This window comes from Streptomyces hokutonensis (genome assembly GCF_042751305.1).
Taxonomy (GTDB): Bacteria; Actinomycetota; Actinomycetes; order Streptomycetales; family Streptomycetaceae; genus Streptomyces; species Streptomyces hokutonensis_A.
Genome location: NZ_JBHYWD010000004.1, coordinates 257812 through 283210 on the forward strand (window position 1 = coordinate 257812; position 25399 = coordinate 283210).

At 71.5% G+C, this 25399-nt stretch carries 26 protein-coding genes and 1 pseudogene; 13 read left to right on the forward strand and 14 right to left on the reverse strand.

The window, feature by feature from the left end; translation table 11 throughout:
* Positions 1–42 precede the first annotated feature (42 nt).
* From ACFXC1_RS13550 to ACFXC1_RS13565, 4 genes are all read left to right on the forward strand, one after another.
* On the forward strand, positions 43–1407 hold the full coding sequence (locus ACFXC1_RS13550) for an amidohydrolase (RefSeq protein ID WP_381242283.1): 1365 nt from the start codon (positions 43–45) through the stop codon (positions 1405–1407).
* 32 nt (positions 1408–1439) lie between these two features.
* A complete protein-coding gene (locus tag ACFXC1_RS13555; RefSeq protein WP_381242284.1) occupies positions 1440–2621 on the forward strand; it encodes a cytochrome P450 family protein in 1182 nt (393 codons plus the stop codon).
* Positions 2622–2737: 116 nt separating this feature from the next.
* Positions 2738–3427 carry a DUF899 domain-containing protein gene (locus ACFXC1_RS13560; RefSeq protein WP_381242285.1) on the forward strand — a complete coding sequence of 230 codons (690 nt, stop codon included), beginning with the start codon at positions 2738–2740 and terminating at the stop codon, positions 3425–3427.
* 146 nt (positions 3428–3573) lie between these two features.
* Positions 3574–3756, forward strand: coding sequence for a hypothetical protein (locus ACFXC1_RS13565; protein ID WP_381242286.1), 183 nt, complete (start codon positions 3574–3576; stop codon positions 3754–3756).
* 4 nt (positions 3757–3760) lie between these two features.
* Here ACFXC1_RS13565 and ACFXC1_RS13570 read toward each other — a convergent pair whose 3' ends face one another.
* The 3 genes and pseudogenes from ACFXC1_RS13570 to ACFXC1_RS13580 all read right to left on the reverse strand — a co-directional run.
* Positions 3761–5704 (reverse strand): ABC transporter ATP-binding protein, encoded by a 1944-nt coding sequence (locus ACFXC1_RS13570; RefSeq protein ID WP_381242287.1) that lies wholly within the window; start codon positions 5702–5704, stop codon positions 3761–3763.
* Positions 5705–5901: 197 nt separating this feature from the next.
* Complete coding sequence (locus ACFXC1_RS13575) at positions 5902–6345, reverse strand: hypothetical protein (RefSeq protein WP_019067617.1); 444 nt, start codon at positions 6343–6345, stop codon at positions 5902–5904.
* A 338-nt stretch (positions 6346–6683) separates the two neighbouring features.
* A pseudogene (locus ACFXC1_RS13580) lies at positions 6684–7298 on the reverse strand (ATP-binding protein); the annotation flags it as partial.
* A 243-nt stretch (positions 7299–7541) separates the two neighbouring features.
* On the opposite strand from ACFXC1_RS13580, the gene ACFXC1_RS13585 reads away from it, so the two are divergent.
* Together ACFXC1_RS13585 and ACFXC1_RS13590 are read left to right on the forward strand one after the other, a co-directional pair.
* Positions 7542–8402, forward strand: coding sequence for a helix-turn-helix domain-containing protein (locus ACFXC1_RS13585; protein WP_381242288.1), 861 nt, complete (start codon positions 7542–7544; stop codon positions 8400–8402).
* Entirely contained in the window at positions 8403–8657 is a 255-nt protein-coding gene (locus ACFXC1_RS13590) for a DUF397 domain-containing protein (RefSeq protein ID WP_381242290.1), read from the forward strand.
* A gap of 61 nt (positions 8658–8718) precedes the next feature.
* On the opposite strand, the gene ACFXC1_RS13595 is transcribed toward ACFXC1_RS13590, so the two are convergent.
* Positions 8719–9585, reverse strand: coding sequence for a helix-turn-helix transcriptional regulator (locus ACFXC1_RS13595; RefSeq protein ID WP_381242291.1), 867 nt, complete (start codon positions 9583–9585; stop codon positions 8719–8721).
* A gap of 146 nt (positions 9586–9731) precedes the next feature.
* Between ACFXC1_RS13595 and ACFXC1_RS13600 the strand changes: the two genes are divergently transcribed.
* A complete protein-coding gene (locus ACFXC1_RS13600; RefSeq protein ID WP_381242292.1) occupies positions 9732–10511 on the forward strand; it encodes an NAD(P)H-dependent oxidoreductase in 780 nt (259 codons plus the stop codon).
* Positions 10512–10529: 18 nt separating this feature from the next.
* Here ACFXC1_RS13600 and pdxR read toward each other — a convergent pair whose 3' ends face one another.
* A complete protein-coding gene (pdxR, locus tag ACFXC1_RS13605; RefSeq protein WP_381242294.1) occupies positions 10530–11999 on the reverse strand; it encodes a MocR-like pyridoxine biosynthesis transcription factor PdxR in 1470 nt (489 codons plus the stop codon).
* A 46-nt stretch (positions 12000–12045) separates the two neighbouring features.
* Between pdxR and ACFXC1_RS13610 the strand changes: the two genes are divergently transcribed.
* The gene (locus tag ACFXC1_RS13610) at positions 12046–12537 is read left to right on the forward strand and encodes a carboxymuconolactone decarboxylase family protein (RefSeq protein WP_381242295.1); all 492 of its coding nucleotides are present in this window, start codon (positions 12046–12048) and stop codon (positions 12535–12537) included.
* A 24-nt stretch (positions 12538–12561) separates the two neighbouring features.
* Here the strand turns inward: ACFXC1_RS13610 and ACFXC1_RS13615 are convergent, their stop codons facing one another.
* The 4 genes from ACFXC1_RS13615 to ACFXC1_RS13630 all read right to left on the reverse strand — a co-directional run bounded on the left by ACFXC1_RS13615 (position 12562) and on the right by ACFXC1_RS13630 (position 16348).
* A complete protein-coding gene (locus ACFXC1_RS13615; RefSeq protein WP_381242297.1) occupies positions 12562–14049 on the reverse strand; it encodes a glutamate synthase subunit beta in 1488 nt (495 codons plus the stop codon).
* A gap of 188 nt (positions 14050–14237) precedes the next feature.
* A complete protein-coding gene (locus tag ACFXC1_RS13620) occupies positions 14238–14717 on the reverse strand; it encodes an anthrone oxygenase family protein (protein WP_381242298.1) in 480 nt (159 codons plus the stop codon).
* A 165-nt stretch (positions 14718–14882) separates the two neighbouring features.
* Positions 14883–15587, reverse strand: a complete 705-nt coding sequence (locus ACFXC1_RS13625; RefSeq protein ID WP_381242300.1) for a DUF2293 domain-containing protein — start codon at positions 15585–15587, stop codon at positions 14883–14885.
* 65 nt (positions 15588–15652) lie between these two features.
* Positions 15653–16348 (reverse strand): NAD(P)-dependent oxidoreductase, encoded by a 696-nt coding sequence (locus tag ACFXC1_RS13630; RefSeq protein WP_381242301.1) that lies wholly within the window; start codon positions 16346–16348, stop codon positions 15653–15655.
* A 345-nt stretch (positions 16349–16693) separates the two neighbouring features.
* Here ACFXC1_RS13630 and ACFXC1_RS13635 point away from each other — a divergent pair, with 345 nt between their 5' ends.
* From ACFXC1_RS13635 to ACFXC1_RS13650, 4 genes are all read left to right on the forward strand, one after another.
* Complete coding sequence (locus ACFXC1_RS13635; RefSeq protein WP_381242302.1) at positions 16694–16876, forward strand: winged helix-turn-helix transcriptional regulator; 183 nt, start codon at positions 16694–16696, stop codon at positions 16874–16876.
* Between the two features lie 17 nt (positions 16877–16893).
* Positions 16894–17547, forward strand: coding sequence for a nucleoside/nucleotide kinase family protein (locus tag ACFXC1_RS13640; RefSeq protein ID WP_381242303.1), 654 nt, complete (start codon positions 16894–16896; stop codon positions 17545–17547).
* A gap of 57 nt (positions 17548–17604) precedes the next feature.
* Positions 17605–17997, forward strand: a complete 393-nt coding sequence (locus tag ACFXC1_RS13645; RefSeq protein WP_381242305.1) for a PPOX class F420-dependent oxidoreductase — start codon at positions 17605–17607, stop codon at positions 17995–17997.
* 154 nt (positions 17998–18151) lie between these two features.
* Positions 18152–18580 (forward strand): CBS domain-containing protein, encoded by a 429-nt coding sequence (locus ACFXC1_RS13650; protein WP_019067604.1) that lies wholly within the window; start codon positions 18152–18154, stop codon positions 18578–18580.
* A gap of 33 nt (positions 18581–18613) precedes the next feature.
* On the opposite strand, the gene ACFXC1_RS13655 is transcribed toward ACFXC1_RS13650, so the two are convergent.
* Entirely contained in the window at positions 18614–19741 is a 1128-nt protein-coding gene (locus tag ACFXC1_RS13655) for a magnesium and cobalt transport protein CorA (protein WP_381242306.1), read from the reverse strand.
* A gap of 212 nt (positions 19742–19953) precedes the next feature.
* Between ACFXC1_RS13655 and ACFXC1_RS13660 the strand changes: the two genes are divergently transcribed.
* Positions 19954–20748, forward strand: a complete 795-nt coding sequence (locus ACFXC1_RS13660; protein ID WP_381242308.1) for a methyltransferase domain-containing protein — start codon at positions 19954–19956, stop codon at positions 20746–20748.
* 51 nt (positions 20749–20799) lie between these two features.
* Here ACFXC1_RS13660 and ACFXC1_RS13665 read toward each other — a convergent pair whose 3' ends face one another.
* The 4 genes from ACFXC1_RS13665 to ACFXC1_RS13680 form a co-directional block, all read right to left on the reverse strand.
* Positions 20800–21714, reverse strand: a complete 915-nt coding sequence (locus tag ACFXC1_RS13665) for a carbohydrate kinase family protein (RefSeq protein WP_381242309.1) — start codon at positions 21712–21714, stop codon at positions 20800–20802.
* Entirely contained in the window at positions 21711–22622 is a 912-nt protein-coding gene (locus ACFXC1_RS13670) for a pseudouridine-5'-phosphate glycosidase (RefSeq protein WP_026178375.1), read from the reverse strand. Before ACFXC1_RS13670 ends, ACFXC1_RS13665 begins: the two co-directional genes overlap by 4 nt.
* A 139-nt stretch (positions 22623–22761) precedes the next feature.
* Positions 22762–23994 carry a formaldehyde dehydrogenase, glutathione-independent gene (gene fdhA / locus ACFXC1_RS13675; protein ID WP_381242311.1) on the reverse strand — a complete coding sequence of 411 codons (1233 nt, stop codon included), beginning with the start codon at positions 23992–23994 and terminating at the stop codon, positions 22762–22764.
* Positions 23995–24064: 70 nt separating this feature from the next.
* Entirely contained in the window at positions 24065–25396 is a 1332-nt protein-coding gene (locus tag ACFXC1_RS13680; RefSeq protein ID WP_381242313.1) for an MFS transporter, read from the reverse strand.
* Between the last annotated feature and the right edge of the window lie 3 nt (positions 25397–25399).

Here is a 25399-nt window from a genome sequence, read left to right on the forward strand (position 1 = left end):
TTCGGCTCACGCGACACGAGGACGGCGTCGTACGTTGGCGTGATGAGGCCCTCTCGAACCGAAGCTGCCGCCGATCTCATCATCACCCGATGCACCGTCCTCGTGCACGACGATCAAGAGCGGATCGGGTTCAGGGAGGACGCCGCGATCGTCGTACGGGACGGGCTCGTCGCGTCGGTGACGGGCGCGGCGGACGTGGCCGGCCTCGTCGCCGTCGAACGCCTCGACGCGCGCGGGCAGGTGGTCCTGCCGGGGTTGATCAACTGTCACACCCACGCGCCGATGGTCGCGCTGCGCGGGCTCGCCGAGGACCTCCCCACCGAGGAGTGGTTCAACGACGTCGTCTGGCCCGTCGAGTCCAACCTCACCGAAAAAGACGTCGAGTTGGGGGCGCGGCTCGCCTGCGCCGAGATGATCCGCGCCGGGGTCACCTGCTTCGCCGACCACTACTTCTCGATGGACACGGTCGCCGCCGTGGTCGCCGAGTGCGGGATCCGCGCCCACCTCGGCGAGGCCTACTTCTCCTCCCAGGGGCCTCAAGGCCGGGAGAAGTCAGTGGAGTTCGCGCTACGGCACCGGGGCGCGGCCGGCGGTCGCATCACCACCGCCCTCGCCCCGCACGCCCCCTACACGGTCACCGACGCCGACCTCGCCGCCACCGCCCAACTCGCCCTGGAACACGGCCTCCCCGTCCACCTCCACGCCGCCGAGAACCGAGACCAGACCGAAACCAGCCTCGCCCGCCACGGCCTCACACCGATCGAAGTCCTCGACCGCACCGGCCTGTTGGCCACCGATCTGCTCATCGCCCACGGCACCGGCATCACCGAACGCGACCTGCCCGTCCTGGAGCGCGCGAGCGGCCGTGTCGCGGTCGCCACCGCGCCCCGCGGCTACCTCAGGTTCGGCTGGCCCGACACCACTCCGATCCGCGCCCTGCGCGCCATCGGCATCCCGGTCGGACTCGCCACGGACGGTGCCGCCTCCAACAACTCCCTCGATGTATGGGAGTCGATGGCCCTCACCTCCCTCGTCCAGAAGTCGACCGAGGGCAACCCGCGCTGGCTGACGTCCCGTCAGGCGCTGCACCACGCCACCCTCCAGAGCGCCCGGGCGGTCGGACTGGGTGACTCGATCGGGTCCGTCGCGCCGGGGCGGCGGGCGGACCTGATCCTCGTCGACCTCACCGGGCCGCACACTCAGCCCGTCCACGACCTCGCCGCCACCCTCGTGCACAGCGCCCGCTCCGCCGACGTCCGCACCACGATCGTCGACGGCCGTGTCCTGATGCGCGACCGCGAGCTGCTGACCCTCGATGTGCCCGCCGTCGTACGGGAGTTGGGGGACCGGCTGCCCGCGCTGGTCGACCGGAGTCACGGGCGGCGCATCCAGGAATACGACACCTGAGCCGCGCCCCGTTCGCCTCTAGGCTGTTCTCCATGGATCTCGCGGACGGCCTTCTCGACCACCCGTACGACGTGTACCGGCGCCTGCGCGACAGCGCCCCCGTGCACCGTATCGCCGGCCCCGACGGCACCCCCGCCTGGCTCGTCACCCGGTACGAGGACGTCCGGGCGGCGCTGGCCGACCCGCGGCTCTCGCTGGACAAGAGGCATGCCACGGCCGGGACCTACAAGGGGTTCGCGCTGCCGCCCGCGCTCGACGCGAACCTCCTCAACATGGATCCGCCGGACCACACCCGCATCCGCCGCCTGGTCGGCCGTGCCTTCACCCCGCGCCGAACGGAGCAGCTCCGTACGCCCGTTCGGCGCACCGCCGACCAACTCCTCGACGCACTGGGCGAGAACGGCGACACCGACCTCATCGCCTCCTACGCGGCGCCCCTCCCCATCGCCGTCGTCTGCGACCTGCTCGGCGTGCCCGACCGGCACCGGCGGGACTTCCGGGTGTGGACCGACACCCTGGTCGCGCCCGCCCCCGGGACACCGCCCGAGGCCGGCAGGCACGCCGTCGTCGCGATGCTCGGCTTCTTCACCCAACTCCTCGCCGACAAACGGGAGGAGCCCGGCGACGACCTGCTCTCCGACCTGATCGCGGTACGCGACGAGGGCGACCGGCTCAGCGAGGACGAGCTGATGTCGCTGGCCTTCCTCATCCTCTTCGCCGGGTACGAGAACACCGTCCAGCTCATCGGCAACGCCGTGCTCGCCCTGCTGCAACACCCGCAGCAGCTCGCCGCGTTGCGCAAGGACCCCAGCCAACTGCCCGCCGCCGTAGAGGAGTTCCTGCGCTACGAAGGGCCCGCGCTGCTCGCCATCCGGCGCTTCCCCGTCCAGGACGTCACCATCGGCGGGGTCACCATCCCCGCCGGCGAGACGGTCTGGGTGTCCCCGTCCGCCGCGAACCGTGACTCCGACCGCTTCCCCGACCCGGACCGGCTCGACCTCGCGCGCGACACCACCGGGCATCTCTCACTGGGCCACGGCATCCACTACTGCCTCGGCGCGCCGCTGGCCCGCGCCGAGACCGAGATCGCGCTCGCCGCGCTGCTGGAGCGGTTCCCCCGGCTGGAGCTGGGGGAGGGCGAGGTGCGGTGGCGGCCCTCGCTGCGCGCGCGGGGGCTGCTCACGCTCCCGGTGTCGTACGCGACGAATCTCTAGAGGCCGACCGATCCCCAGAGGTTTCCGACGAATCTCCAGAAGTTTCCCGCGGCAGCGATGAGTTCCGGTCCGTGCCCCGGTCCACCCCTCAACGGACCGTTGTCACAGGAGGGCCCATGTCGCTTCCGGAGATCGTCTCGCGAGCGCAGTGGCGCGCGGCGCGCGAGGAACTGCTCGGCAAGGAGAAGGCGGCCACACGCGCGCGGGACGCGCTCAACGCCGAGCGGCGCGGGCTGCCCATGGTCGAGATCGACAAGGAGTATCTCTTCGAGGGCGGCGACGGGAAGGCCACCCTGCTCGACCTCTTCGAAGGGCGCGGCCAACTCGTCGTCTACCACTTCATGTTCGCGCCGGAGTGGGATGCCGGCTGCCGCAGCTGCTCGGCATTCCTCGACCAGATCGGACATCTCGCCCATCTGAAGGCGCGCGGCACCACGTTCGCCGCCGTGTCGAGGGCGCCGTACACGAAGATCCTGCCGTTCAAGGCGCGGATGGGGTGGACGGTGCCCTGGTACTCGTCCTTCGGCGGGGAGTTCAACTGGGACTTCGACGTGACGCTCGTCGGGGACGGGGAGCCCGTCGAGCGGCCCGGGGTCAGCTGCTTCCTGCGGGACCGTGACCGGGTGTTCCACACCTACTCGACCTATGAGCGCGGGCTCGACGGGCTCGGCTCGACCACGTCCTTCCTGGACCTGACCGCGCTGGGGCGGCAGGAGGAGTGGGAGGAGCCGAAGGGGCGCGCGTCGGCACTCGGGGCGCCCGCGGGCAGCGAGCGCATCCGCTATCACGACGAGTACGAGGACTGATACGGGAACCTGTGTTCAAGATGTGTGGCCAGGTGTCGACTATGTCTCAGTACCGTCACTTCGCGAGCCGTTCACCGTACTGTCGGCGTTTAACTCTACGAGGCTTCACAAAGGTCTCAGGGTTCAGCACGACAGGGAGGTACAGGGTGAACGGGCGAACGGTGCTTCAGCGTTTTCCCGCCGGCGGGCCGCGTGGTTCCTGGCCGGCGGAGGAGTTCGCGCAGGCACGCCGTCTGGAAGGGCTGCCCGCCGAGGTCGTCATGGACATCGCGAGCGACATGTTCCTGGTGATCGTGCGCAGCGCCGACACCGTGGACGTGGCCGCCTGACCCGTCAGCCCGCCTTCGGGGCGGGCACCTTCGCCGTGAACTGGTCCGCCTGGAGCGCGTACAACTCCGCGTAGACACCGCCGCTGAGCAGGAGTTCGTCGGGCGTCCCGGACTCCACCAGCCGCCCCTGGTCGAGGACGTGCACCAGATCCGCGTGGCGTACGGACGCCAGCCGGTGGGTGATCAGGACGACTGTCTGGCCGGTGCCGGCCAGTGCGCGGATCTTCTCGAAGACCTCCAGCTCGGCGCGGGCGTCGAGGGCCGCGGTCGGCTCGTCCACGATCAGGATGCGGCCCTTGCGGTAGGCGGCCCGGGCGATGCCGAGCCGCTGCCACTGGCCGCCCGACAGCTCGTGCCCGCCGCTGAAGTTTCGGGCCAGCAGGGTGTCCAGGCCGCGCGGCAGATCCGCGACCACGTCCTCGGCACCGGCCTCGGCGAGCGCACCGGCCACCCGCTCCTCGGTGAGCGGCGCGGCGGACCGCCCGACGGCCACGTTGACCCGGGCCGTGAACGGCCACCGCTTGAAGTTCTGCGCCACCATCGCGATCCGGTCGGCCAGTTGGTGCCGGTCGGCCGTCGCCGCGTCGACACCGTCCCACAGGATCCGGCCCCGGTCCGGCCGGTACAGCCCGGCCAGCAGCTTGACCAGGGTCGTCTTGCCGGAGCCGTTCTCGCCGACCAGCGCGATGATCCGGCCGAGCGGCAGACTCAGCGTGACGTCGTCGAGCGCGGGGTGGGTGGACTCGCCCGGATAGCTGAACGTGACGTTCTCGAAGCGGATCTCCCGCGGCTCCTCGGGCAGCGCCGCCCCGCCGACCGGAATCGCCCGCTCCGCCGCCTCCTTGTACAGCTTCTCCAGATCGCCCACGAACAGGGCCTCCTCGTGCAGCTGGTTCACCGCCAGCACCAGCGTGTCGAGGCTCCCGGAACCGGTGCGGATCGCGATCACCGCCGTACCCGCCACCGACAGCGCCATCGCACCCGACAGCAGCAGCCCGCCCAGCGTCGCGTACGTCGCCGCCGTCGCGAGACCCGTCCAGGTCGCCGCGATCAGCCCGGTACGGGCCGCGAGCCGGGCCAGCCGGGCCTGCTCCGCCTCCGCGCTCTCCGACATCTCATGGAAGTGGCGCAGCAGGAACGGGCCGACCCCGTGGACGCGGATCTCCGGAGCCGCCTCCGGTTCGGTGAGCAGTTCGCTGATGAGATGGCCGGCGCGGGCGTGCTGCACCCAGATGTGGAACGACTCGTAGCGGCGCCGCGCGTTCGTCAGGGCGCCCCACGCGCTCGGCAGCGTCATCGTCACCAGCAGCGGGAGCAGCGCCGGATGCAGCACGGTCAGCACACCGGCCGCCGCGATCAGCGAGATCACCGCGTTCATCACCCGCGTCGCCAGCGAGATCATGCGGCGGGCCGATGAGGCACCGTACTGCGCGGTGTCCAGCAGCTTGTGGAACGCGTGGTCCTCGATCGCGGCCAGCTCCACGGCCGCCGCCCGCTCCAGATACAACTCGGTGGCGACCCGCTCCACCTTCGGCTCCAGCCGCCCGGTCGCATACGTCGACGCGGCCCGCAGCAGCGCGCCCACCAGCAGTACGGCGGCCACCGTGACCAGCGCCGGTACGGCACCGTGCAGCCGGTCCGCGATCGCGCCGCCCGTGATCAGCCGTCCGAGCACGCTGTTGACCGCGAGCAGACTCACCGCCTGCGTGACACCCCGGCCCGCCTCGGCGGCCAGCACGATCCGCGCGGCCCGTGGATCGGCCTGCCAGGCCAGCCGGAAACTCGACCCCAGCATCGCCGGCAACCGCGTCACCATGGCCCGGAAACTCAGCTCCAGGAACGCGTCGGTGTGCTGGTTCCACCCCATGTCGTACCGCAAGGGCCCACCGAAGAGCAGCTGCTCCGACGCGGACGGCCCCGCCTGCCCCGAGTCACCCTTGCTTCCCACCGTCGACCTCCCCCGATAGCGGACGAACGGCCACTATCGCGGGGCGGGGCGGTGTGGGGGAGAGCGCATGGGAAGGGGGTTACGGACGCGCGGGCGTACGCCGGGAAGAGCGCGCCCCAAAAGGGCGCGGGGAACTGCGCGACCAGCCCCCACCGGCCCGCAGACAAGAAACACCCCGCCCCGCGAAGCGCTACGCGCTACGCGCTAATAGGACGGGACCAGGAAGGCGTGGCCCCCGTAACCCGGCACACAGCCAGATACAACGGTATCGGCGGCGTATACGGCAGCTTCCCGTCAGGCCGATGAATCAGCCCGGGCGCGCGCGGCGCGTCCGGCACCAGCGCCCCGGCGGTGTACCGCGCCGGAGAAGGCCAGTCCAGCGCGTAGTCGGAGTCGGACGGCACGATCCACCACCAGTGCGCCTCGTCGGCGTAGACACAGCCGACGCGCGGCAGCCGGGGCAGGACCAGCGGTCCGAAACGCGCGGGCACCGCCACCGCGTCGCAGCCGAGCGGAGCCGTCATGCCCTCGGGGACGGGCAGTCGCCGGGGCGTGCCCGGTCCGTGCAGCGCGCGCCCCAGACGGACCAGCGTGTCGAGACTGAGTACCTGGCCGGGACCGGAAGCGCCGCTCAGACCCATTCGACCCCCGACCCGAAGTCCCCGAACCCGCCGGAATCCCCGGTACCGGCCATGTCCGCGGAGTCCGCGGAGTCCGGGAGGTCGCCGGCGTCCAGGTGGCCCCGGCCTCTGGAGGATCCTGTTTCCTCCCGGCCCGGCTCCCCGAAGTGTCCGGCGGCCTCCCGGCTCCGGTGAACGGAGCCGGTCCCGCTGCCGGGACCCACCCCGTTTCCGTGCTCCCGGCCCCCGAAGCCGCCGAGATCCAGGCCTCCGAACTCGCCGGCACCCCCATGCCCGCGGGGGGCATCCCCATGCCCCCGTGCCGGATATACGCCCAGATTCTCGAAGGCCCCGAAGTGTGCCGTCGCCTCGTCCTCGTCGCCCGCACCGCCCGACGGCACCGGTTTGGGTCGTGCGCCCCATCCCAGGTCGTTGCGCGGTACGGAGCTGTCGTGGCCGGGGGCCGGGTGGTGGCCGTGGGCCGGGTCGGCCTGCCGGGGCAGGTCGGCCCAGACGAGCAGGCCGGGTCCGTGTTCCTGAGCGCCCCAGGCCCGGCACAGGCCGTCGATGAGAAGCAGTCCCCTCCCGTGCTCCTCATCGGGCCGCTGCGGGGACGGATACGACTCACCAGGAGCGCAGCCCTCGTCACGGACGGCTATCCGCACCAGGTCGTCACCGTCGTGCAGCTCGCAGACTATGTGGCTGCTCGCGGTGTGCACGATGGCGTTGGTGACCAGCTCGGAGACGACCAGAACCGCCGTGTCGCAGGTGTCCTCGCACACGGACCAGCCGGACAGCCGGGCCCGCGTCAGGCGTCTCGCCTGGGCGGGGGAACCCGGATGGGCGGCCAGCTCGAACCGGAACCGGCGCTCGGCAGCGGCCCCACCTGGGGCGGCTCCCGTGGCGGCACCGAGGCCGAGGCGGCCTGCGGCGGCGTCTGTTCCTAAGGGCGCGGACGGAATCACGCTTGCCACTATCGCCCCGCCGTGAACACTTGGCAAGTGTCACTATGAAATATGCAGAGTGCCGTATGACGCTCTGCACGGTCGTGGCACACTGCTCGCAACAGAACGTCGCGCGGCGCCAGTTGGAATCTCCGGAGGTCTCTTCCGATCTTCGAATGAGTCTTCGAATGGCGCCGCAGGGCTGTCAGGATTCAACCGCCGGGCTCATTCGCCGTACGGGACTCAACGGGACTCATTGGGGGGAGGTGGAGCGTGAGCGAGCCGCGGTCCGCACCGACGGTCGGCCAGGTCGTCCTCGGCCGGCGCCTGCTGGACCTGCGGGAACGCGCCGGGCTCAAGCGCGAGGAGGCCGCCAGGGTCCTGCGCGTCGCGCCCGCCACGGTCCGCCGTATGGAGATGGCGGAGGTCTCCCTCAAGATCCCGTACCTCCAGCTCCTCCTGAAGTCCTACGGAGTCTCCGACGAGGAGGCCGTGGCCTTCGTCCAGCTGGCCGAGGAGGCCAACAAGCCGGGCTGGTGGCAGCGTTTCCACGACATCCTGCCCGGCTGGTTCTCGATGCACGTCAGCCTGGAGGGCGCCGCCGCGCTGATCCGGTCGTACGAGCCGCACTTCGTGCCCGGGCTGCTGCAGACCGAGGAGTACGCGCGCGGTGTGCTGCTGTCGGGAGCCATCGGCCAGACCGAGCCCGACGAGATCGAGCGCCATGTCGCGCTGCGTATGCAGCGCCAGGACCTGCTGACGCGTCCCGATGCGCCCCGCTTCTGGGCCGTCATGGACGAGACCGCCCTGCGCCGCCCGGTCGGCGGCCCGGAGGTGATGCGTGCCCAGATCGACAAACTGCTCGACGCCACGAAGCTGCCCAACGTGACCCTTCAGGTCGCCCCGTTCTCCTCGGGGCCGCACCCGGGCACGTACGGGCCCTTCGTGCTGTTCCGATTTGCCATGCCGGAACTTCCGGACATGGTCTACAGCGAGTACCTGACCGGCGCCGTCTACCTGGACGCGCGCGAAGAGGTGGCGACCCATCTCGAGGTCATGGACCGCATGGCGGCGCAGGCCGCTACGGCACATCGCACGAAGGAGATCCTCAAGGATCTCCGCAAGGAGCTGTGAATGGATCGCATCAAGCCGCGTATGAGCGTCTACAACGGAATGCCCGCGCGGGACTTGGGGAGCGAAGGCTGGCACAAGCCGTGGAGCGGCGGCAACGGCGGCAACTGCCTGGAGGCGATGAAGCTCGCCGACGGCCGGATCGCCGTCCGCCAGTCCACCGACCCGGACGGGCCGGCACTTATCTACACCACCGACGAGATGACGGCCTTCATCGAGGGGGCGAAAGCGGGCGCGGCGGATTTCCTGCTGTCCTGACCCGGTCCCTGACCCAGCTGTGCTGAATGCTTTTTCCTTACCGAACCTGATTAATTTGGTATCAGTCACCATTGGTTCTGATTGAATCCGTCGATTCCGCTGAGATGGGATGCGCCCCATCGCTGTCCGCGCCCAGGCTCCCGAGCAGGCGCAGCCCGTCCTCGGCGGGGCTGCCGGGGGCCGCGGACAGCACCAGCAGTTCCATGCCTGATTCGCCCGGCAGTGCGAAGTTCTCCTGATGCAGTTCCAGCAGCCCGACCAGCGGGTGCCGGTAAGCCTTGCGTCCATGGGTGCGGGCGCGCACGTCCGCACGGGCCCAGAGGCGGCGGAAACGCTCGCTGCCCATCGCCAACTCGCCGATGAGCGAGGCCAGTCGGGGATCCTCGGGGTATTGGCCTGCGGCCAGACGCAGATGCCCGACCACGTCCAGGGTGCATTGCTCCCACTCCGCGTAGAGGCCGCGCTCGGCCTCCTCCAGGAAGATGTGCCGCGCGGTGTTCAGGCCCGGCAGCGGTCGGCCGAAGAGAAGCCCGGCGAGGCGGTTCCCGGCGAGCACGTCCAGGCGGTGGTCCATGATCAGCGCGGGTGCGCCGGCGACCAGGCCGAGGACCCGCAGCAGCTCCGGCCGGAGCCGCCCGCCCGGCGCCTTCGCGCGCCGGCGGCGCTGCCGGGCGAGCCGGTACAGGTGCCCGCGCTCGGTCTCGTCGAGGCCGAGGACACGGGCGAGCGCGTCCAGGATCTGCCCGGAGGGCTGGGTCGCGCGTCCCTGCTCCAGGCGTACGTAGTAGTCCACGCTGACTCCGGACAGGTGCGCGACCTCTTCGCGGCGCAGCCCTTCGACCCGGCGACGGCTGTCGACGGGGATGCCGACGGCCGCCGGGTCGACCCGCGAACGCCGGGTCCGCAGGAATCCCGCAAGATCATCCATGCCCCCGAGTATCGCCGCGGACAAGACACTTGAGGATGGTCCTGCCGATACCAGGAAGTCCCGTCCGACGGAAGAGGCGCCCCTGTACGACGCGACCTCGGGCCGCCGAGCATCTGTGGCTGTACACCTTGTCGAAGGGATCCGCCATGAAGACGCTCATCGTCCACGCCCACCCCGAGCCGCGTTCGCTGAACGGCTCGCTGAAGGACCTCGCCGTGTCCACTCTCCGGGCCGCCGGGCACGAGGTGCGGGTGAGCGACCTGTACGCGATGAACTGGAAGGCCGTGGTGGACGCGGCGGACTTCGGCGAGCACGCCACGAACCCGCTGCGGGTGGTGCCGAGTTCGGCCGGGGCGTACGACGCCGGCGCGCTCACGCCCGACGTGGCAGCCGAGCAGGAGAAGCTCCTGTGGGCCGACACGGTCGTCTTCCAGTTCCCCATGTGGTGGTACACCATGCCGGCGATCCTCAAAGGCTGGGTGGACCGGGTGTTCTCCTTCCACTTCGCGTACGGAGTCGGTGTGCACGACGAGACGCGGTACGGCGAGCGTTTCGGCGAGGGGACGCTGCAGGGGCGCCGGGCGATCCTGTCGGTGACCGTCGGAGGCCCGGAGTCCCACTACACCGACCGCGGGATCAACGGCCCGATCGAGGACCTCCTGTTCCCGATCCACCACGGGATCCTGTACTACCCGGGTGTCGAGGTGCTGCCGCCGTTCGTGCTGTACGGCACCGACAGGATCACCGACAGCGACTTCGAGGACGCCGCGAAAGCCTGGAAGGAGCGGCTGCTGTCGCTGGAGACGACCGAGCCGATCGCGTTCCGGCGCCAGAACTTCGGCGACTACGAGATCCCGTCACTGCGGTTGAAGGAGGGCCTGGAAGTGCCTGGCCGCAAGGGATTCGGCCTGCATGTGCGCGGTTAGCCGCGGGAGAGGCGCGCGTCACGGGCCACAGGCGGCTTCGCCGGGCGGCAGCACCTCGCACAGCGCCTCCAGCGCGGCACCGAACCTGGCCTCCGAGGGTGTCGCGTACCCCACGACGAGACCGTCCTGAACTGCCGTCCCCGGCACGGTGGTCGGCGCCTCCGGATGCCGGAACGCGGCCAGGCCGTCCAGCGCCACGCCCTGCCACGCGGCGGCCTTCAGCGCGGAGCGCTCCGTGCCGGGCGGCAGCCGCAGCACCGCGTGCAGGCCCGCGGCGACCCCGGTGACCTCGATGCCCGGGGCCCGCGCGGCGAGCGCCGCGACCAGGCGGTCACGGCGGCTCCGGTACCGCTGCCGCATCCGCCGCACATGACGGTCGTAGGACCCCGACGTGATGAGGTCGGCGAGGCTCAGCTGGTCGAGGACGCTCGCCCAGGCCTCGCGCTCGCCCTTGGCCGCGAGCACGCCCTCGACATACCGCTCCGGCAGGACCATCCAGCCCAGACGCAGTGCGGGGGACAGGCTCTTGCTGACCGAGCCGAGGAGGATCACCCGCTCCGGGTCGAGGCCCTGGACGGCGCCGACGGGCCTGCGGTCGTAGCGGAACTCGCCGTCGTAGTCGTCCTCCAGGACCACCCCGCCACGCGCGCGTGCCCAGTCGATCACGGCGGCCCTGCGCTCGGCGTGCAGCGGGCCGCCGGTGGGGAACTGGTGCGCGGGCGTGAGCAGTACGGCCCGCTCCTTCGCCAACTCCTCGACGCGCGCGCCGTGTTCGTCGACCGACAGCGGCACGGTCCGTACGCCGGCCGTCCGCAGCAGCTCCCGGTGGAAGCCGAGTCCGTACGCCTCCACGGCCAGCGGTCCGCGCAGCGGCCCGCCACCGCCCTGGCCGAACAGCAGTCGCAGCCCGTGCGCGAAGCCGGAGCAGATCACGATCCGGTCGGGTGCGGTGCGTACGCCACGCGCGCGTGCCAGGTATTCGGTGAGCGCCTCCCGCAGCTCGACCCGGCCGGCCGGGTCGCCGGGCCCGAACACCTCGTCGGGCGCCCGCTGGAGCGCCCGCCGGTAGGACGCCAGCCAGGCCGCGCGCGGGAACGCCGACGCGTCGGGCGTGCCCTGCCGCAGGTCGTGCCGGGGCGCACGCGCGCGTGGAGGTGCCGTAACCGGGCCGTTCTCGGCGTGTCGCGCCTGCTGCGTCCGTAGAGGCCGGGTTCGGTCGGCGACCCGGGTGCCCGAGCCCTGCCGCGCGGTCAGCCAGCCCTCCGCGACGAGTTCCGCGTACGCGTCCGCGACCGTGTTGCGGGCGACCCCGAGGTCGGCGGCGAGCGAGCGGTACGGCGGCAGCAGGGTACCGGGGGCGAGCCGACCGCCGTGCACGGCCTCCCGCAGCGCGTCGATGAGCGCGGCCCGCCGACCGCCGCCGCCCGCCAGCTCCAGATGCAGATCGGCGCCGATCCGCTCCGCCGAATTGACCCATGATTCCGCCATGGAAATGCACCCTACAGGGGGTCTTTCCGGCTCGTAGATTTGTCACATGACGACGAACGCGAACACGAACGCCCAGGTCATCACTACGACGCCCCGCCTCGACCTCGCCCGCTCCGCCCCGAAGGTCTTCCGCGCGCTCATCGGCTTCGACGCCGCCGCCCGCGAGGGCCTGGACCCGGCCCTGGTCGAACTGATCCAGATCCGCGCCTCGCACCTCAACCACTGCGCGTACTGCCTCCACATGCACACGAACGACGCCCGCAAGGCCGGCGAGAGCGAGGACCGGCTGCACATGGTCGCCGTCTGGCGCGAGGCCCGGCACTTCTTCACCGAGCGCGAGCAGGCGGCCCTCGCCCTCACCGAATCGGTGACCCTGGTGGCCGACGGCGGTGTCCCGGACGACGTCTACGCGCAGGCGGCCGCCCAGTTCGACGAGCAGGAACTGGCCCACGTCCTGTCCCTGATCCTCACGATCAACACCTGGAACCGGGTGGCCCTGGCGACCGCCAAGGTGGCGGGCACGGACCAGCGACGCTGAGCCGGCCCATCACACCCCCACGCGTCACACCGTCATCGGCCGGTCGTACGGCCCGATCGGCGCCGGCAGCTGCGAACTCCCCGTCAGATAGCGGTCGACGGCCGCCGCCACGGCCCGTCCCTCCGCGATCGCCCACACGATCAGCGACTGGCCCCGGGCGGCGTCCCCCGCGACGAACACGCCCCGCGCGCTCGTCGCGAAGTCCGCGTCCCGGGTGATCGTGCCGCGCGGTGCCATCGCCAGCTTCAGCTGATCGATGAGCCCGTCGGCCCGGTCGGGCCCGGAGAACCCGAGGGCGAGCAGCACCAGATCGGCGGGCAGGCTGCGCCCGGAACCGTCCAGCGGGCGCCGCTCCGCGTCCACTTCGACCAGGTGCAAGGACCGCACCCGCCCGTCCGCGTCCCCCTCGAAGCGGAGGGTCGAGGCCGCGAACAGCCGGGCGTCCGCGTGCGCGGCGGGCGCGGTCTCCAGATCCCGCGCCTCCTCGTGCGCGGCCGACAGCCGGTAGATCTTCGGATACGTCGGCCAGGGCTCCGCGTCCTCGTCGCGCTCGGCGTCCGGCTGGGCGTAGATGTCCAACTGCGTGACGGACGCGGCCCCTTCACGCACCGCCGTGCCGAGACAGTCGGCCCCCGTGTCGCCGCCGCCGACGATGACGACATGCTTCCCGGCGGCGGACATCGGGGACTCGGCCAGGTCACCCTCGCACACCCGGTTGGCCAGCGGCAGGTATTCCATCGCCTGGTGGATGCCGGTCAACTCCCGCCCCGGCACGGCGAGTTCACGCCACGCCGTCGCTCCCGTGGCGATCACCACCGCGTCGTAGCGCGCCCGCAGTTCGGCCGCTCCGACATCCCGCCCGACCGTCGTGGACGTACGGAACTTGGTGCCCTCGGCCCGCATCTGCTCCAGTCGCCGCTCCAGATGCCGCTTCTCCATCTTGAACGCGGGGATGCCGTACCGCATCAGCCCGCCCAGCCGGTCGTCCCGCTCGTACACGGCGACCGTGTGCCCGGCGCGCGTCAACTGCTGTGCCGCGGCAAGGCCGGTGGGCCCGGAGCCGATCACCGCGACGGTCCGCCCGGACAACCGGTCCGGCGGTCTGGGTGGCGTGAAACCGTCGGTCCACGCGCGGTCGGCGATGGCCACCTCGACGTTCTTGATGGTGACCGCGGGCTGGTTGATGGCGAGCACGCAACCGGCCTCGCACGGCGCCGGGCACAGCCGCCCGGTGAACTCGGGGAAGTTGTTGGTGGCGTGCAGCCGGTCGGCCGCCGCCCGCCAGTCCTCCCGGCTGACCAGATCGTTCCACTCGGGGATCAGATTGCCGAGCGGACAGGCGTCGTGGCAGAACGGGACACCGCAGTCCATGCACCGGTCGGCCTGTCTGCTCACGATCGGCAGCAGCGCGCCCGGGACATACACCTCGTCCCAGTCCCGCACCCGCTCGTCGACGGGCCTGCGGGGCCACTCCTCGCGCGGAGTGGTCATAAATCCCTTGGGATCGGCCATGGCGGTCTTCCTTGCGTCCGCATGCGACAGGCCGTGCGTCATCGAGCGGCACTCTTTCAGCCACGATAAGGCTCCCCGGCCGAGCGCGCAGAGTGGGCGAGACCGCTTTCTCACGGAGGTTTCCGCAGGCTTGTGCCGCCCTTTGCCTGCGTTCCTCAGCCCGCGCCCAGTTGATCTTGGGACTTCGCTCAGGCGAGGGCCAGCATGTAGACGAGCGCGGCGGCGGCCGAGGTCACCGCGCGGACGTGATTCCACATCGTCCACTCGCGTACGTACGACGGCCAGTACGCGGCGGCCTCCGGGGTCCCCGGGTCCAGCTTCAGCAGGGCGTCGTTGCGGGGCACGTTCGCGACGAGGGTCAGCCCGAACGACCCGAACAGATACAGCGCGCTGCCCAACAGCAACTCCGCCGTCCCCTGATCCGGCCACAGCACGAACGTCACCACCGCGATCACCGCGCACACCAGCGCCGAACCGGCGAACAGCAGCATGAACGCGGGAGTCGTCGCCGCCCTGTTGATCGCGTTCATCGCGGCGACACCCTGCGCCGGCGGCAACTCGGCCAGCCCCCGCATGACCAGCACGGAGAAGGCACAGAACACGCCCGCCATCACCCCGGTCGCGAGCACCCCCAGAACCGTCAGCGCGAAGTACGGTTCACCGATCATGCCGACACCAACTCCCGCCCGTAGAGCCGAGATCCTGCCCACCACCAACCATCACGACAAGTCGAACCCATCCCCGCCCGCGCAACCATGGCCGAGAATCGCCGGGGCATACGGGTGCGTCCACGAGGCCGCCCGGCCACGGACACCTGTCGACACCGGCGAACGTCATGCCGGGGCATCCCGCCAGTCCCGCAGCGCCCGTTCCACCCCCGCAGAGATCCGCCGTCGTGCCTCGTGTCTCGGCACCCCACTCATCAGCAACTGGTCGTAGGGCGTGTCCACATGCCGTACGGACGCCACCACCGCCGAGACCACCGCGCCTTCGGACAGCGCCCGTCCCGCCGCGCTCCGCCCCACCCGCCCGCTGCCCCGCAGCGAGGCGTGCGCGGCGATCGTCCGGGCCCGTACCTCGGGGCAACCGGGGAACAGCCGTCGTATCTCCGCCGCGAACGCCTCCGTGAACCGCACGTCCTCCGCAGCCCGCCGCCCCGCGTCCCGCACCCGGCGCCGCCGCCGTGCCTCCGCGTCCGCGAGGCACCGCTCCTCGGCCCGGGCGAGCCCCGCCTCCTCGACGAGGACGCCCTGCCGCTCGTACCGGCCCCGCCGCCGGTTGAACCGCACGACCACCGCCGACAGCGCGCTCTCCTCCCGCGCCCTGCGTGTCAGCGCCGTGTCGCCGCGCGGCAGGAACACCAGATGCCCGAGGTCGACGCAGTCGAGACACCGCGGCACCCCGCCCTCGACGACCAGCAGCGCCAACGGCCCACGACGACACCCCGCACAGTGCCGTTTCCTGAGCGGCTGGACGACCACAAGTCCGCTGCCGACCACAAGTCCGCTGCGGATCGGGGGAGTCGAGAGCGATGCCATACGAGATCCATTCCCTGCCACCGACCACCTCTCTCCTGCTCTCTCCTGCCTTCCTCTCCTGTCTTCTACGTCCGCCGCACATGCGCCTCGCGCGGCACGAACACCGACACACGCGTCCGGTGCCGGCTCGGCGTCCCGATCTCGTCGAGCACCGCCACGGCCAGATCCGCGTACGACAGCCCGGGCGCACCCTCCGGCACCCGCTTGTCGCCGAAGCGGTGGCGCCCGGTGCGTGGGGCGTCCTGGTCCAGCCCGCCGCCCGGCGTGAGCGTCAGCCGGTCGACCGCGCCCTCGCCCGCCTCCCGCAGGCGCCGCAGACCCGCCGTGTGAGCCAGCGCGAACGGTCGGATCTCCGGCGGAAAGGCCGAGGCGTCGTCCATCACCGGCCGCCCGTCCGCCCCGATGAGGTTCGCGAACAGCCCGACCGCGACAAGCCGTCGCACCCCCGCCGAGGCCAGCCCGGCCAGCAGCGCGTCCGCCGCCTTGACGAAGAATTCGGGATCGAGCGACGCGAACCCCTGCTCGGGCCCGCTGAACGGCGACACCGCGTGCACGGCGCCCACCGCCCCGCCCGCGACGTCCCGCACCGACCCGGCATCGGTCACATCACCCCGTACGACCGAGACGCCCTCCGTGGCGAGCTCCGCGTACCGCGCCGGATCCCGCACCACGGCCGTCACCTCGTACCCGCGCCCGAGCGCCTCCGCCGTCACCGCCCGTCCCGCCCGGCCCCCGGCCCCGAAGACGACGATCCCGTCCATGCCCAACCCCCTTGCCCGGCAACGTCCTTCGCCGCCCGACCAGGACGTTGGGGACCGGAGGCCCGGTTACTTCAACGGTATCGGCGCCTAGCCTCGACGGATGACCGAAGCGACGGCCGACGAAGGGCAACACCCACTGGCCCCCGACATGTTCGACCCCGTCTGCCCTTCCTCCGTGATGCCCTTCAGGGTGGGGGACTGGGGGCACCGCCCACGCCCTTAAGGCAGTGGGGGAGGACCGGCATGGTCGTCCGCTGCCTCGAAGGCGGCCCGCGCCGTTTCACGTAACTCCAGGTCCCGCTCAGGGCCGTCACCCCCAAGGTCCTCAGCGAGACCCTGCGCGCCATGCGGCGCGACGGCCTGCTGACCAGGACCGCATACGACGAGAACCCGCCGCGTGTCGAATACGCCCTCACCCCTCTCGGCCGCAGCCTCATTCCTCTCCTCGACGTCGCCCGCGCCTGGAGCGAGACCCATCTCCCGCACCTGCTCGCCGCCCGACGGAGCCACTCGCGCGACACCTCCTGACCGGGGCCTGGCGCATCATGGGGCCTGTGCGACTGGAAGCGATCACCTGGGACCGGCTCGGCGACCTCCTCGCCGAGCGCCTGCTCGACCTCAAGCCGGCCGACGGCGGCCCCTGGCCGCGCATCGCCTTCGACGGCGCCCCGGCGGCCCGCCCGGGCGAACTCGCCGAGCGGGTCGCGGAGGCGCTGCGCATCCGCGGCCGTCCCTCGCTCGTCGTCGGCACGGAGGGCTTCCTGCGCCCCGCCTCCCTGCGGCTGGAGTACGGGCGCCAGGACGCCGACGCCTACTACGACGGCTGGTTCGACACCCGGGCCCTGTGGCGCGAGGTCTTCGGCCCGCTCGAAGCGGACGGCGACGGCCGTGTCCTGCCCGACCTGTGGGACCCGGCCGCCGACCGCGCCACCCGCAGCCCCTACGTCCAACTCCCGCCCGGCGCCCTCCTGTTGCTGCACGGTCCCTTCCTCCTTCGGCACTGGTTCCCCTTCGACCTGACCCTCCACGTCCTCCTCTCGCCGGGCGCCCTGCGCCGCCGCACCCCCGAGACCGAGCACTGGACCCTGCCCGCCTTCGAGCGCTACGAGGACGAGACCGACCCGGCCGGTACGGCGGACGTCCTGGTGCGCGCCGACGATCCACGTCACCCGGCGTGGGGCGGGTTGCCCAAGGGCTGAGCGGCCTGCCTCGCGCAAAGGCTTTTATATGCGCATGCATTTAGTTAGGGTGTCGTCATGCCGATCTTCGACGACTCCGTCCGTGCCCTTCTCGACGGCAAGAACTTCGCCAGCGTCGCCACCCTCCGCCCCGACGGCGCCCCGCAGACCTCGGTGGTCTGGATCAAGCGCGAGGACGACACCGTCCTCTTCTCCTCCCTCCAGGACCGTCAGAAGGTGCGCAACCTCCGCCACGACCCCCGCGTCAGCCTGTCGGTGTTCGACCTCGCCAACCCCTACGTCTCGGTCGAGATCCGCGGCACCGCCGAGATCCTCCCCGACCCGGACAAGCGGCTCCCGCACGAGCTCTCGCACAAGTACCTCGGCATCGACCCGCCCGGCGAACGGGACGACCAGGTGCGGGTGATCGTCCGCGTCGCGCCGGAGAAGATCGTGGGCTTCCAGGTCTGAGCGCCGTCCGAGTGCCGTCCCGGATTTCCGGTCGGGGCACCGGAAGTCCCGACCGTCCGGGTGCGTTCGCACCGCAGCGCGGCGAGAATGTAGAGCGCCGGGACTAGCGGAACGTTCTGTGCCGCGCCGACCGTCCGGCACCGGGAGGTACTTCATGACCACCGCCGGAGACATCATGCACCGGGGCGCCCAGTGGATCCCCGCCCATGAAACCCTGGACCGCGCCGCCCAGCTGATGCGCGAACTGGGCGTAGGAGCCCTGCCCATCAGCGACGAGAACGAACGGCTCTGCGGCATCCTCACCGACCGGGACATCGTCGTCGGCTGTGTGGCCATGGGCCACGATCCGGCGAAGATCACCGCGGGCGAGATGGCCCAGGGCACACCCCGCTGGATCGACGCCGGCGCCGATGTCGGCGAGGTGCTCCAGGAGATGCAGGGACACCAGATCCGCCGGCTTCCCGTCATCGAGAACAAACGCCTCGTCGGCATGATCAGCGAGGCGGACCTCGCCCAGCATCTGACGGAGGAACAGCTCGCCGGCTGGGTCGAGAGCGTCTACGCCCGGAGCGGCATGCGCTGAACCGCCGGGCGGTTCCGGTTCAGCGGCTGCCTCTCAGAGCCAGCCGTTGCGCCGGAAGCCCCGGTACAGCGCCAGACAGGCCAGGGATATCACGACCAGGACCAGGGGATAGCCGAACCGCCAGTGCAGCTCCGGCATGTTGTCGAAGTTCATGCCGTACACACCGCACACCATCGTCGGTACGGCGATCACCGCGGCCCAGGCCGTGATCTTCCGCATGTCCTCGTTCTGCGCGACCGTCACCTGGGCGAGGTGCGCCTGCAGAATCGAGTTGAGCAGTTCGTCGAAGGACGCGATCTGCTCCTTCGCCCGCAGCAGGTGGTCGGAGACATCGCGGAAGTAGGCCTGTATCTCCGGTCCGACCACCCGCATCGGCCGCGTGGACAGCGCCTCCAGCGGACCGCTGAGGGGGACCACCGCCCGCTTCAACTCCAGCAGTTCACGCTTGAGTTGGTAGATACGGCCCGGGTCGGCCCGCGCGCCGTTCTCCGCGAACACGTCCGTCTCCACTTGGTCGATGTCCGCCTGCACCGAGTCCGTGACGCTCAGATAGTCGTCGACCACGTGGTCCGCGATCGCGTGCAGCACCGCGGCCGGCCCCTTGGCGAGCTGCCGGGGGTTCGACTCCAACTCCTCGCGCAGCGGCCCCAGCGAGCCGTGCCGTCCGTGCCGCACGGTGATGACGAACTCGGCGCCGACGAACACCATGATCTCGCCGGTGTCCACGACCTCGCTCGTCGCCGTCAGCTTCTCGTGCTCGACGTAGCAGACCGTCTTGAACACCGCGAACAGCGTCTCGCCGTAGCGCTCCACCTTCGGGCGCTGATGGGCCTCGATCGCGTCCTCGACCGCCAGCGGGTGCAGGTCGAAGAGCTCGGCGATGCCCGCGAACTCCTCGTTCGTCGGCTCGTGCAGACCGAGCCAGACGAACCCGTCGTCCTTCTTGCGCACCCGCTCGACGGCGTCCACCAGATCGCCGCCGACCGGGACCCGGACACCGTCCTGATACGTGACGCACTTCACCACCGAGGAGCCCAGGGGCGACCGGGCGTGGTGGCTCAGGTCGACCCGCGGGCGCCGCCGCGCCAGCCGTGCCACCTTGCGGAGGCCGCCGACCCTGCCGAGGCCCGTGACCTTCCGAAGATTCCCTGCCATGGACATCCGGATCTCCTTGCGTGGATCCCCTCGCATCGCATTTCTGCGCCTGGCGTGCCAGTTTGCCAGGCCGACGTGAGCGGCGGGTAAGCCTGTGGGAACGGAATCCTCCGCTTTGTTCCCGGCTGTGGATGAACAGGTGCACGGTCGTGGCGAGGGGGTGGGGAACCGGAGCGTCGTCCCCTCCCGAGAAGCGGAGCAACTGGGATGATCGCGGCATGACGCGATCCGACGGGTATCTCCTCGACAACCGGCAGTCAGAGGCGGGGCAGCGCTTCGACGCCTTCGCCACGCTCTTCGACCCCACCACGTTCCGGCACATGGAGGGGTTCGGCGTAGGACCCGGCTGGCGGGTCTGGGAGGTCGGCGTCGGCGGCACCTCGGTGGTGTCCTGGCTGGCCAAGAAGGTCGGACCGACGGGGAAGGTTCTCGCAACCGACATCGACACCTCCCAGGTCGCCTCGGCGGGCCGCCCGCCGATCGAGGTGCGCGTCCACGACGTCGGCGCCGAGGAGCCGCCGGGGGAGGGCTTCGACCTGGTGCACGCCCGGCTGGTCCTGGTCCATGTCCCGGACCGGGAACGGGCGTTGCGCTCGATGATCAAGTCCCTGCGCCCCGGCGGACGCCTCCTGATCGAGGACGCCGACCCCGCCCTCCAGCCCCTGCTCTGCCCCGACGAACACGGTCCCGAGCAGCAACTCGCGAACCGTCTCCGCAACGGCTTCCGCGCCCTCCTCGCCGACCGCGGCGCCGACCTCTCCTATGGCCGCAAACTCCCGCGCCTGCTCCGCGAGGCGGGCCTGCGCCGGGTGGAGGCCGACGCGTACTTCCCGGTCACCTCACCGGCCTGCGCCGCCCTGGAATCCGCCACGGTCCGCCAGATCCGCGACCAGCTCGTCACCGCAGGCCTCGCCACGGACGAGGACATCGACCGTCACCTGGCCAACGTCGCCTCCGGCACGATGGACCTGGCGACGGCACCGATGATCTCGGCGTGGGGGCGGAAGGGGTAGGCGGGGAGCGGGAGTTGGCCCCGGGTGGCTGCGGGAGGCGGGCTTGCTTCGTCACTCCCGCCCAGGCGGCCGCCCTCCCACCCGTTCCACCGCTCGCGCCCCCGCCCGGCATCCCTCCCGCGCTGCTTTCTCGGGATCGGCGCCCGTCAGCAGGGTCGCGAGGAACGCCCCCGTGAACGCGTCGCCCGCGCCCGTGGTGTCCCGGGGTGTGGCGGGCTCGGCCGGTACGCGCGCGTGGACCGTGCCGGAGTGGGCCAGCAGGGCTCCCTCGGCGCCCTGCTTGGTGACGACCAGGGGGACATGACGGCTCAACTTGGCCGCCGCGTCCGCCGGATCGGGCAACCCGGTGAGCAGACACGCCTCGTCCCGGCTCGGCAGCAGCACGTCCACCCCCTCGACGAGCGCCAGGAAACGGTCCACGCCCAGCTCCACCAGGAACCCCGCCGACGCCGGATCCAGACTCACCGCCACTCCACGCGCGCGTGCCGACTCCACCGCCGCGGCCACGAACGCCCGGCTCGGCGCGGAGAACAGCAGATAGCCCGACAGATGCAGCCGCACGACGCCGTCCAGCAGCGAGTCCGACCAGTCCTCGGGGCCGAGCCGCAGCGCCGCGCCACTGTCGGTCAGGAACGTCCGCTCGGCCGAGGCTCCCGTGTCGACCAGGCAGATCACCGTCCCGGTCGCCGCCTCCGGATCGACGACGAGACGGGGCCGCACCCCGGAAGCGACCAGCTCCCGCTCGTGCCACGCCGCCGCGTCCGCACCCACGCGGCCGAGCAGCCGCACGTCCGCACAGCCCCAATGGGCCGCCCAGCACGCCACGTTGGCGCCCGCGCCGCCCGGCACGGTCCGGATCACCGCGGCCGTGTCGGTGCCCGGGGCGAGCGGGCCCCGATGCCGGGCCACGATGTCCGTGACGACGTCCCCGACGACCAGGAGCGCGCCGGTCGGCCCGGTCGTCACGCCTCCTCGGCCCAGGCCGCCGCGATCCGCCCCGCCAGCCGTACGTTGCCGCGCACGGCCGCCAGGTTGGCGCTCAGCGAGGCGCCGTCGGTGTGCTCCACGAGGTAGCCGAGGAGGAACGGGGTGACCGCCTGCCCGGTGATGCCCTCCGCCTCGCACGCGTGCAGGGCGTCGGCGAGCACGCGCGCGTGCAGCGCGGGATCCAACTGCTCGTCCTCGGGCACGGGGTTGGCGACGATCAGTGTCGACTCCGGGGCGTCGAGCGCGTCCTGCGCCCGCATCACGGCCGCCACCTGCTGCGGGGTCTCCAGCGTCCAGTCCACGGGGTATCCGGAGTCGGAGAGGTAGAAGCCGGGGAAGCGGTCCGTGCCGTAGCCGGCGACCGCCACGCCCAGCGTCTCCAGGCGCTGCAAGGTCGCCGGCACGTCCAGGATCGACTTCACGCCCGCGCACACCACCGTGATCCGGGTGGAGGCCAGCAGCCCCAGGTCGGCGGACTCGTCCTGCGTCACCGTCCACTCCCGGTGCACCCCGCCGAGGCCCCCGGTCGCGAACACCCGGACGCCCGCACGCGCCGCCAGCAGCGCCGTCGCCGACACCGTCGTCGCCCCGCTCGCCCCCGCCGCCACCGCGAGCGGCAGATCACGGTGGCCGAGCTTGCGGATCCCGTCCTCGTTGGCGACCCGCTCCAACTGCTCCTTGTCCAGGCCGACATGAGGCCGCCCGTCGAGCACGGCGATCGTCGCGGGGACGGCGCCCTCCTGGCGTACCGCCGCCTCCAGCTCCAGCGCCACCTGCAGATTGCGCGGGCGCGGCAGCCCGTGCGCGATGATCGTCGACTCCAGGGCCACCACGGGTCGACGCGCGTCGATCGCCTCGCGTACTTCCTCGGACACCACCAGCACCACGCGCCTCCTGTTTTTCGGTCTTCCCTCATCCCTGGCGGGCGTCGTGCCCGGTCAAACCCTCGCCGAATGTGGGGGACACCACCAGCACCTGACGTGGAAAAAGGGGGCCACGCGTGCGTGACCCCCACTTTCCCGTACGTCAGACCGGGCTGATGCCCGCCAGCGTCCCGTGCGGATCGAGCACGTACTTGCGGCTGGCGCCCTGGTCGAACTCGGCGTAGCCGCGCGGTGCGTCCTCCAGGGCGATCGGGGTCGCGTTGACCGCTTTCGCGATGTGCACGCGCCCGTGCAGGATCGCCATCATCAGACTCCGGTGGTACGTCATCACCGGGCACTGACCGGTCGTGAACCGGTGGCTCTTGGCCCAGCCGAGGCCGAGCCGCACCTTCAGGGTGCCGCTCTTCGCGTCCTCGTCGATGCCACCGGGGTCATCGGTGACGTACAGCCCGGGGATGCCCAGGGCACCGCCCGCGCGCGTGACGCCCATCAGCGAGTTCAGGACGGTCGCCGGCGCCTCCGGGGCGTTCGGGCCATGGGCCCGCGCCTCGAAGCCGACCGCGTCGACCGCCGCGTCCACCTCGGGCTCGCCGAGGATCTCGGCGATCTGCTCCCCGATGTCGCCGCGCGAGACGTCGACGGTCTCGCAGCCGAAACTCCTCGCCTGGGCCAGGCGTTCGGCGTTGAGGTCGCCGACGATGACGACCGCGGCGCCCAGCAGCTGCGCCGACGCTGCCGCCGCCAGCCCGACCGGACCCGCCCCGGCGACGTACACCGTGGACCCGACCCCGGCGCCCGCGGTGACCGCACCGTGGAAACCGGTCGGGAAGATGTCCGACAGCATGGTCAGATCGAGCAGCTTCTCGCGTGCCTCGTCCCGGTCCGGGAACCTCAGCAGGTTGAAGTCCGCGTACGGGACCAAGGCGTACTCGGCCTGACCGCCGACCCAGCCGCCCATGTCGACATAGCCGTAAGCCGCCCCCGGACGGGCCGGGTTGACGTTCAGGCAGATGCCGGTCTTGCGTTCCTTGCAGTTGCGGCACCGCCCGCAGGCGATGTTGAACGGTACGGAGACGATGTCGCCCACGTCGATGAACTCGACGTCCGGACCCCGTTCGACGACCTCTCCGGTGATCTCGTGTCCGAGGACCAGCCCCTCGGGCGCGGTCGTCCGACCGCGCACCATGTGCTGGTCACTGCCACAGATGTTGCTGGCGAGCACCTTCAGGATCACCCCGTGCCGGACCTTGCGGCCCACGTTGTCCGGTGCGACTCCCGGCCCGTCCTGCAGTTCAAGCGTCGGGTAGTCGATGGTCCTGACTTCGACCGCTCCCGGCTTGAGATACGCGACTGCCCTGTTTCCGCTTCCACTCATGCGTGATCGCCGTCCCTTCGGCTCCGATCCCCCGGATGCCAGTGGCTGTGCGCGCGCATGGCGGAGTCTGCTACCGGCTCGGCGTCCCGGCCACCCTCCGCGGGCCATCGGAAACCGGCGTTTTCCGGGAGCGGGTGACCAGCGCCAGCGCGGCCAGGGGTATCAGCAGGCAGGCGGCGGCCAGGTTCAGCCAGCCGTAGCTGGCCTTCGCGACCACCAGGCCGGCCACCGCCCCGCCGATGCCCGCCGAGGTGTTCATGGTGAGGTCGGACAGGCCCTGCGCGGCGGCCCGCGCGGGCTGCGGCACCGAGTCGGTGAGCAGCGCCGAGCCGGAGACGAGCCCCGCCGACCAGCCCAGGCCCAGCACGAACAGCCCCAGCGCGATCCGTCCGTGACTCCCGCCCGCCGTACCGGCGAGGAACGCTGCACAGGCCAGCAGCCCCACCGCGAGCCCTATCCCGGACAGCCGCCCCACCCGGTCGGACAGTCTCCCCATCAGCGGCGAGAACGCGTACATCCCCGCGATATGCCCGCTGATCACCAGCCCCACCAGATCGATGCTCGCCCCGTGATGGCCCAGCTCGACCGGAGTCATCGCCATCACCGACACCATCGCGGTGTGCACCACGGCCACCGTCACCAACGCGAGCCGGGCCCGAGGCGAGGTGGCCACCGCGGCGAACCCCGCCCGCAACGACCGCGCGGCCGGCGACCGGTCCTCCTCCGGCGCGAGCGCCCGGGCCGTCAACAACGGATCGGGCCGCAGCAGTACGGCGACCACGACCGCGGCGACCAGGAAGATCCCGCCCGCCCACAGGAAGGGGCCCGCAGCCTCGGGTATCCCGAGCCCGGAGACGCTACGGCCCGCGGGCGCTGCGATGTTGGGTCCGAGGACCGCGCCTATGGTCGTCGCCCACACGACACGCGAGATGGCCCGGGCCCGCTGCTCCGGCTCGGCCAGATCGGCGGCGGCGAACCGGGACTGCAGATTCGCCGACGAGGCCGCCCCGAAGCAGGCCATGCCGCCCAGCAGCAGCGGAAAGCTCCCGATGCTCGCCGCGAGCACCACGACACCGGCTCCCAGCGCCCCGACCAGATAGCCGAGGACCAGTCCGGGACGCCGGCCGCGCGCCGTCATGAGCGCAGCGAACGGCATCGACAGCAGCGCTGTGCCCGTCACGGTCGCCGTGGGTGCCAGCCCGGACAGCGACTCGGTCCCGCTGATCTGCTTGGCCAGGACGGCGGCCAGCGCTATCCCGGTGGCGACACCGAGCCCGCCCAGGATCTGGGTCGTGATCAGCACACCGGACACCCGGCGCCGCAGGGCGGGCAGCCGTTCGGCCGTGACGGCTCGCTCTTCCACGGCGGTCACAGCGCGCACCCGATGCCACTGTGACCGCATGTG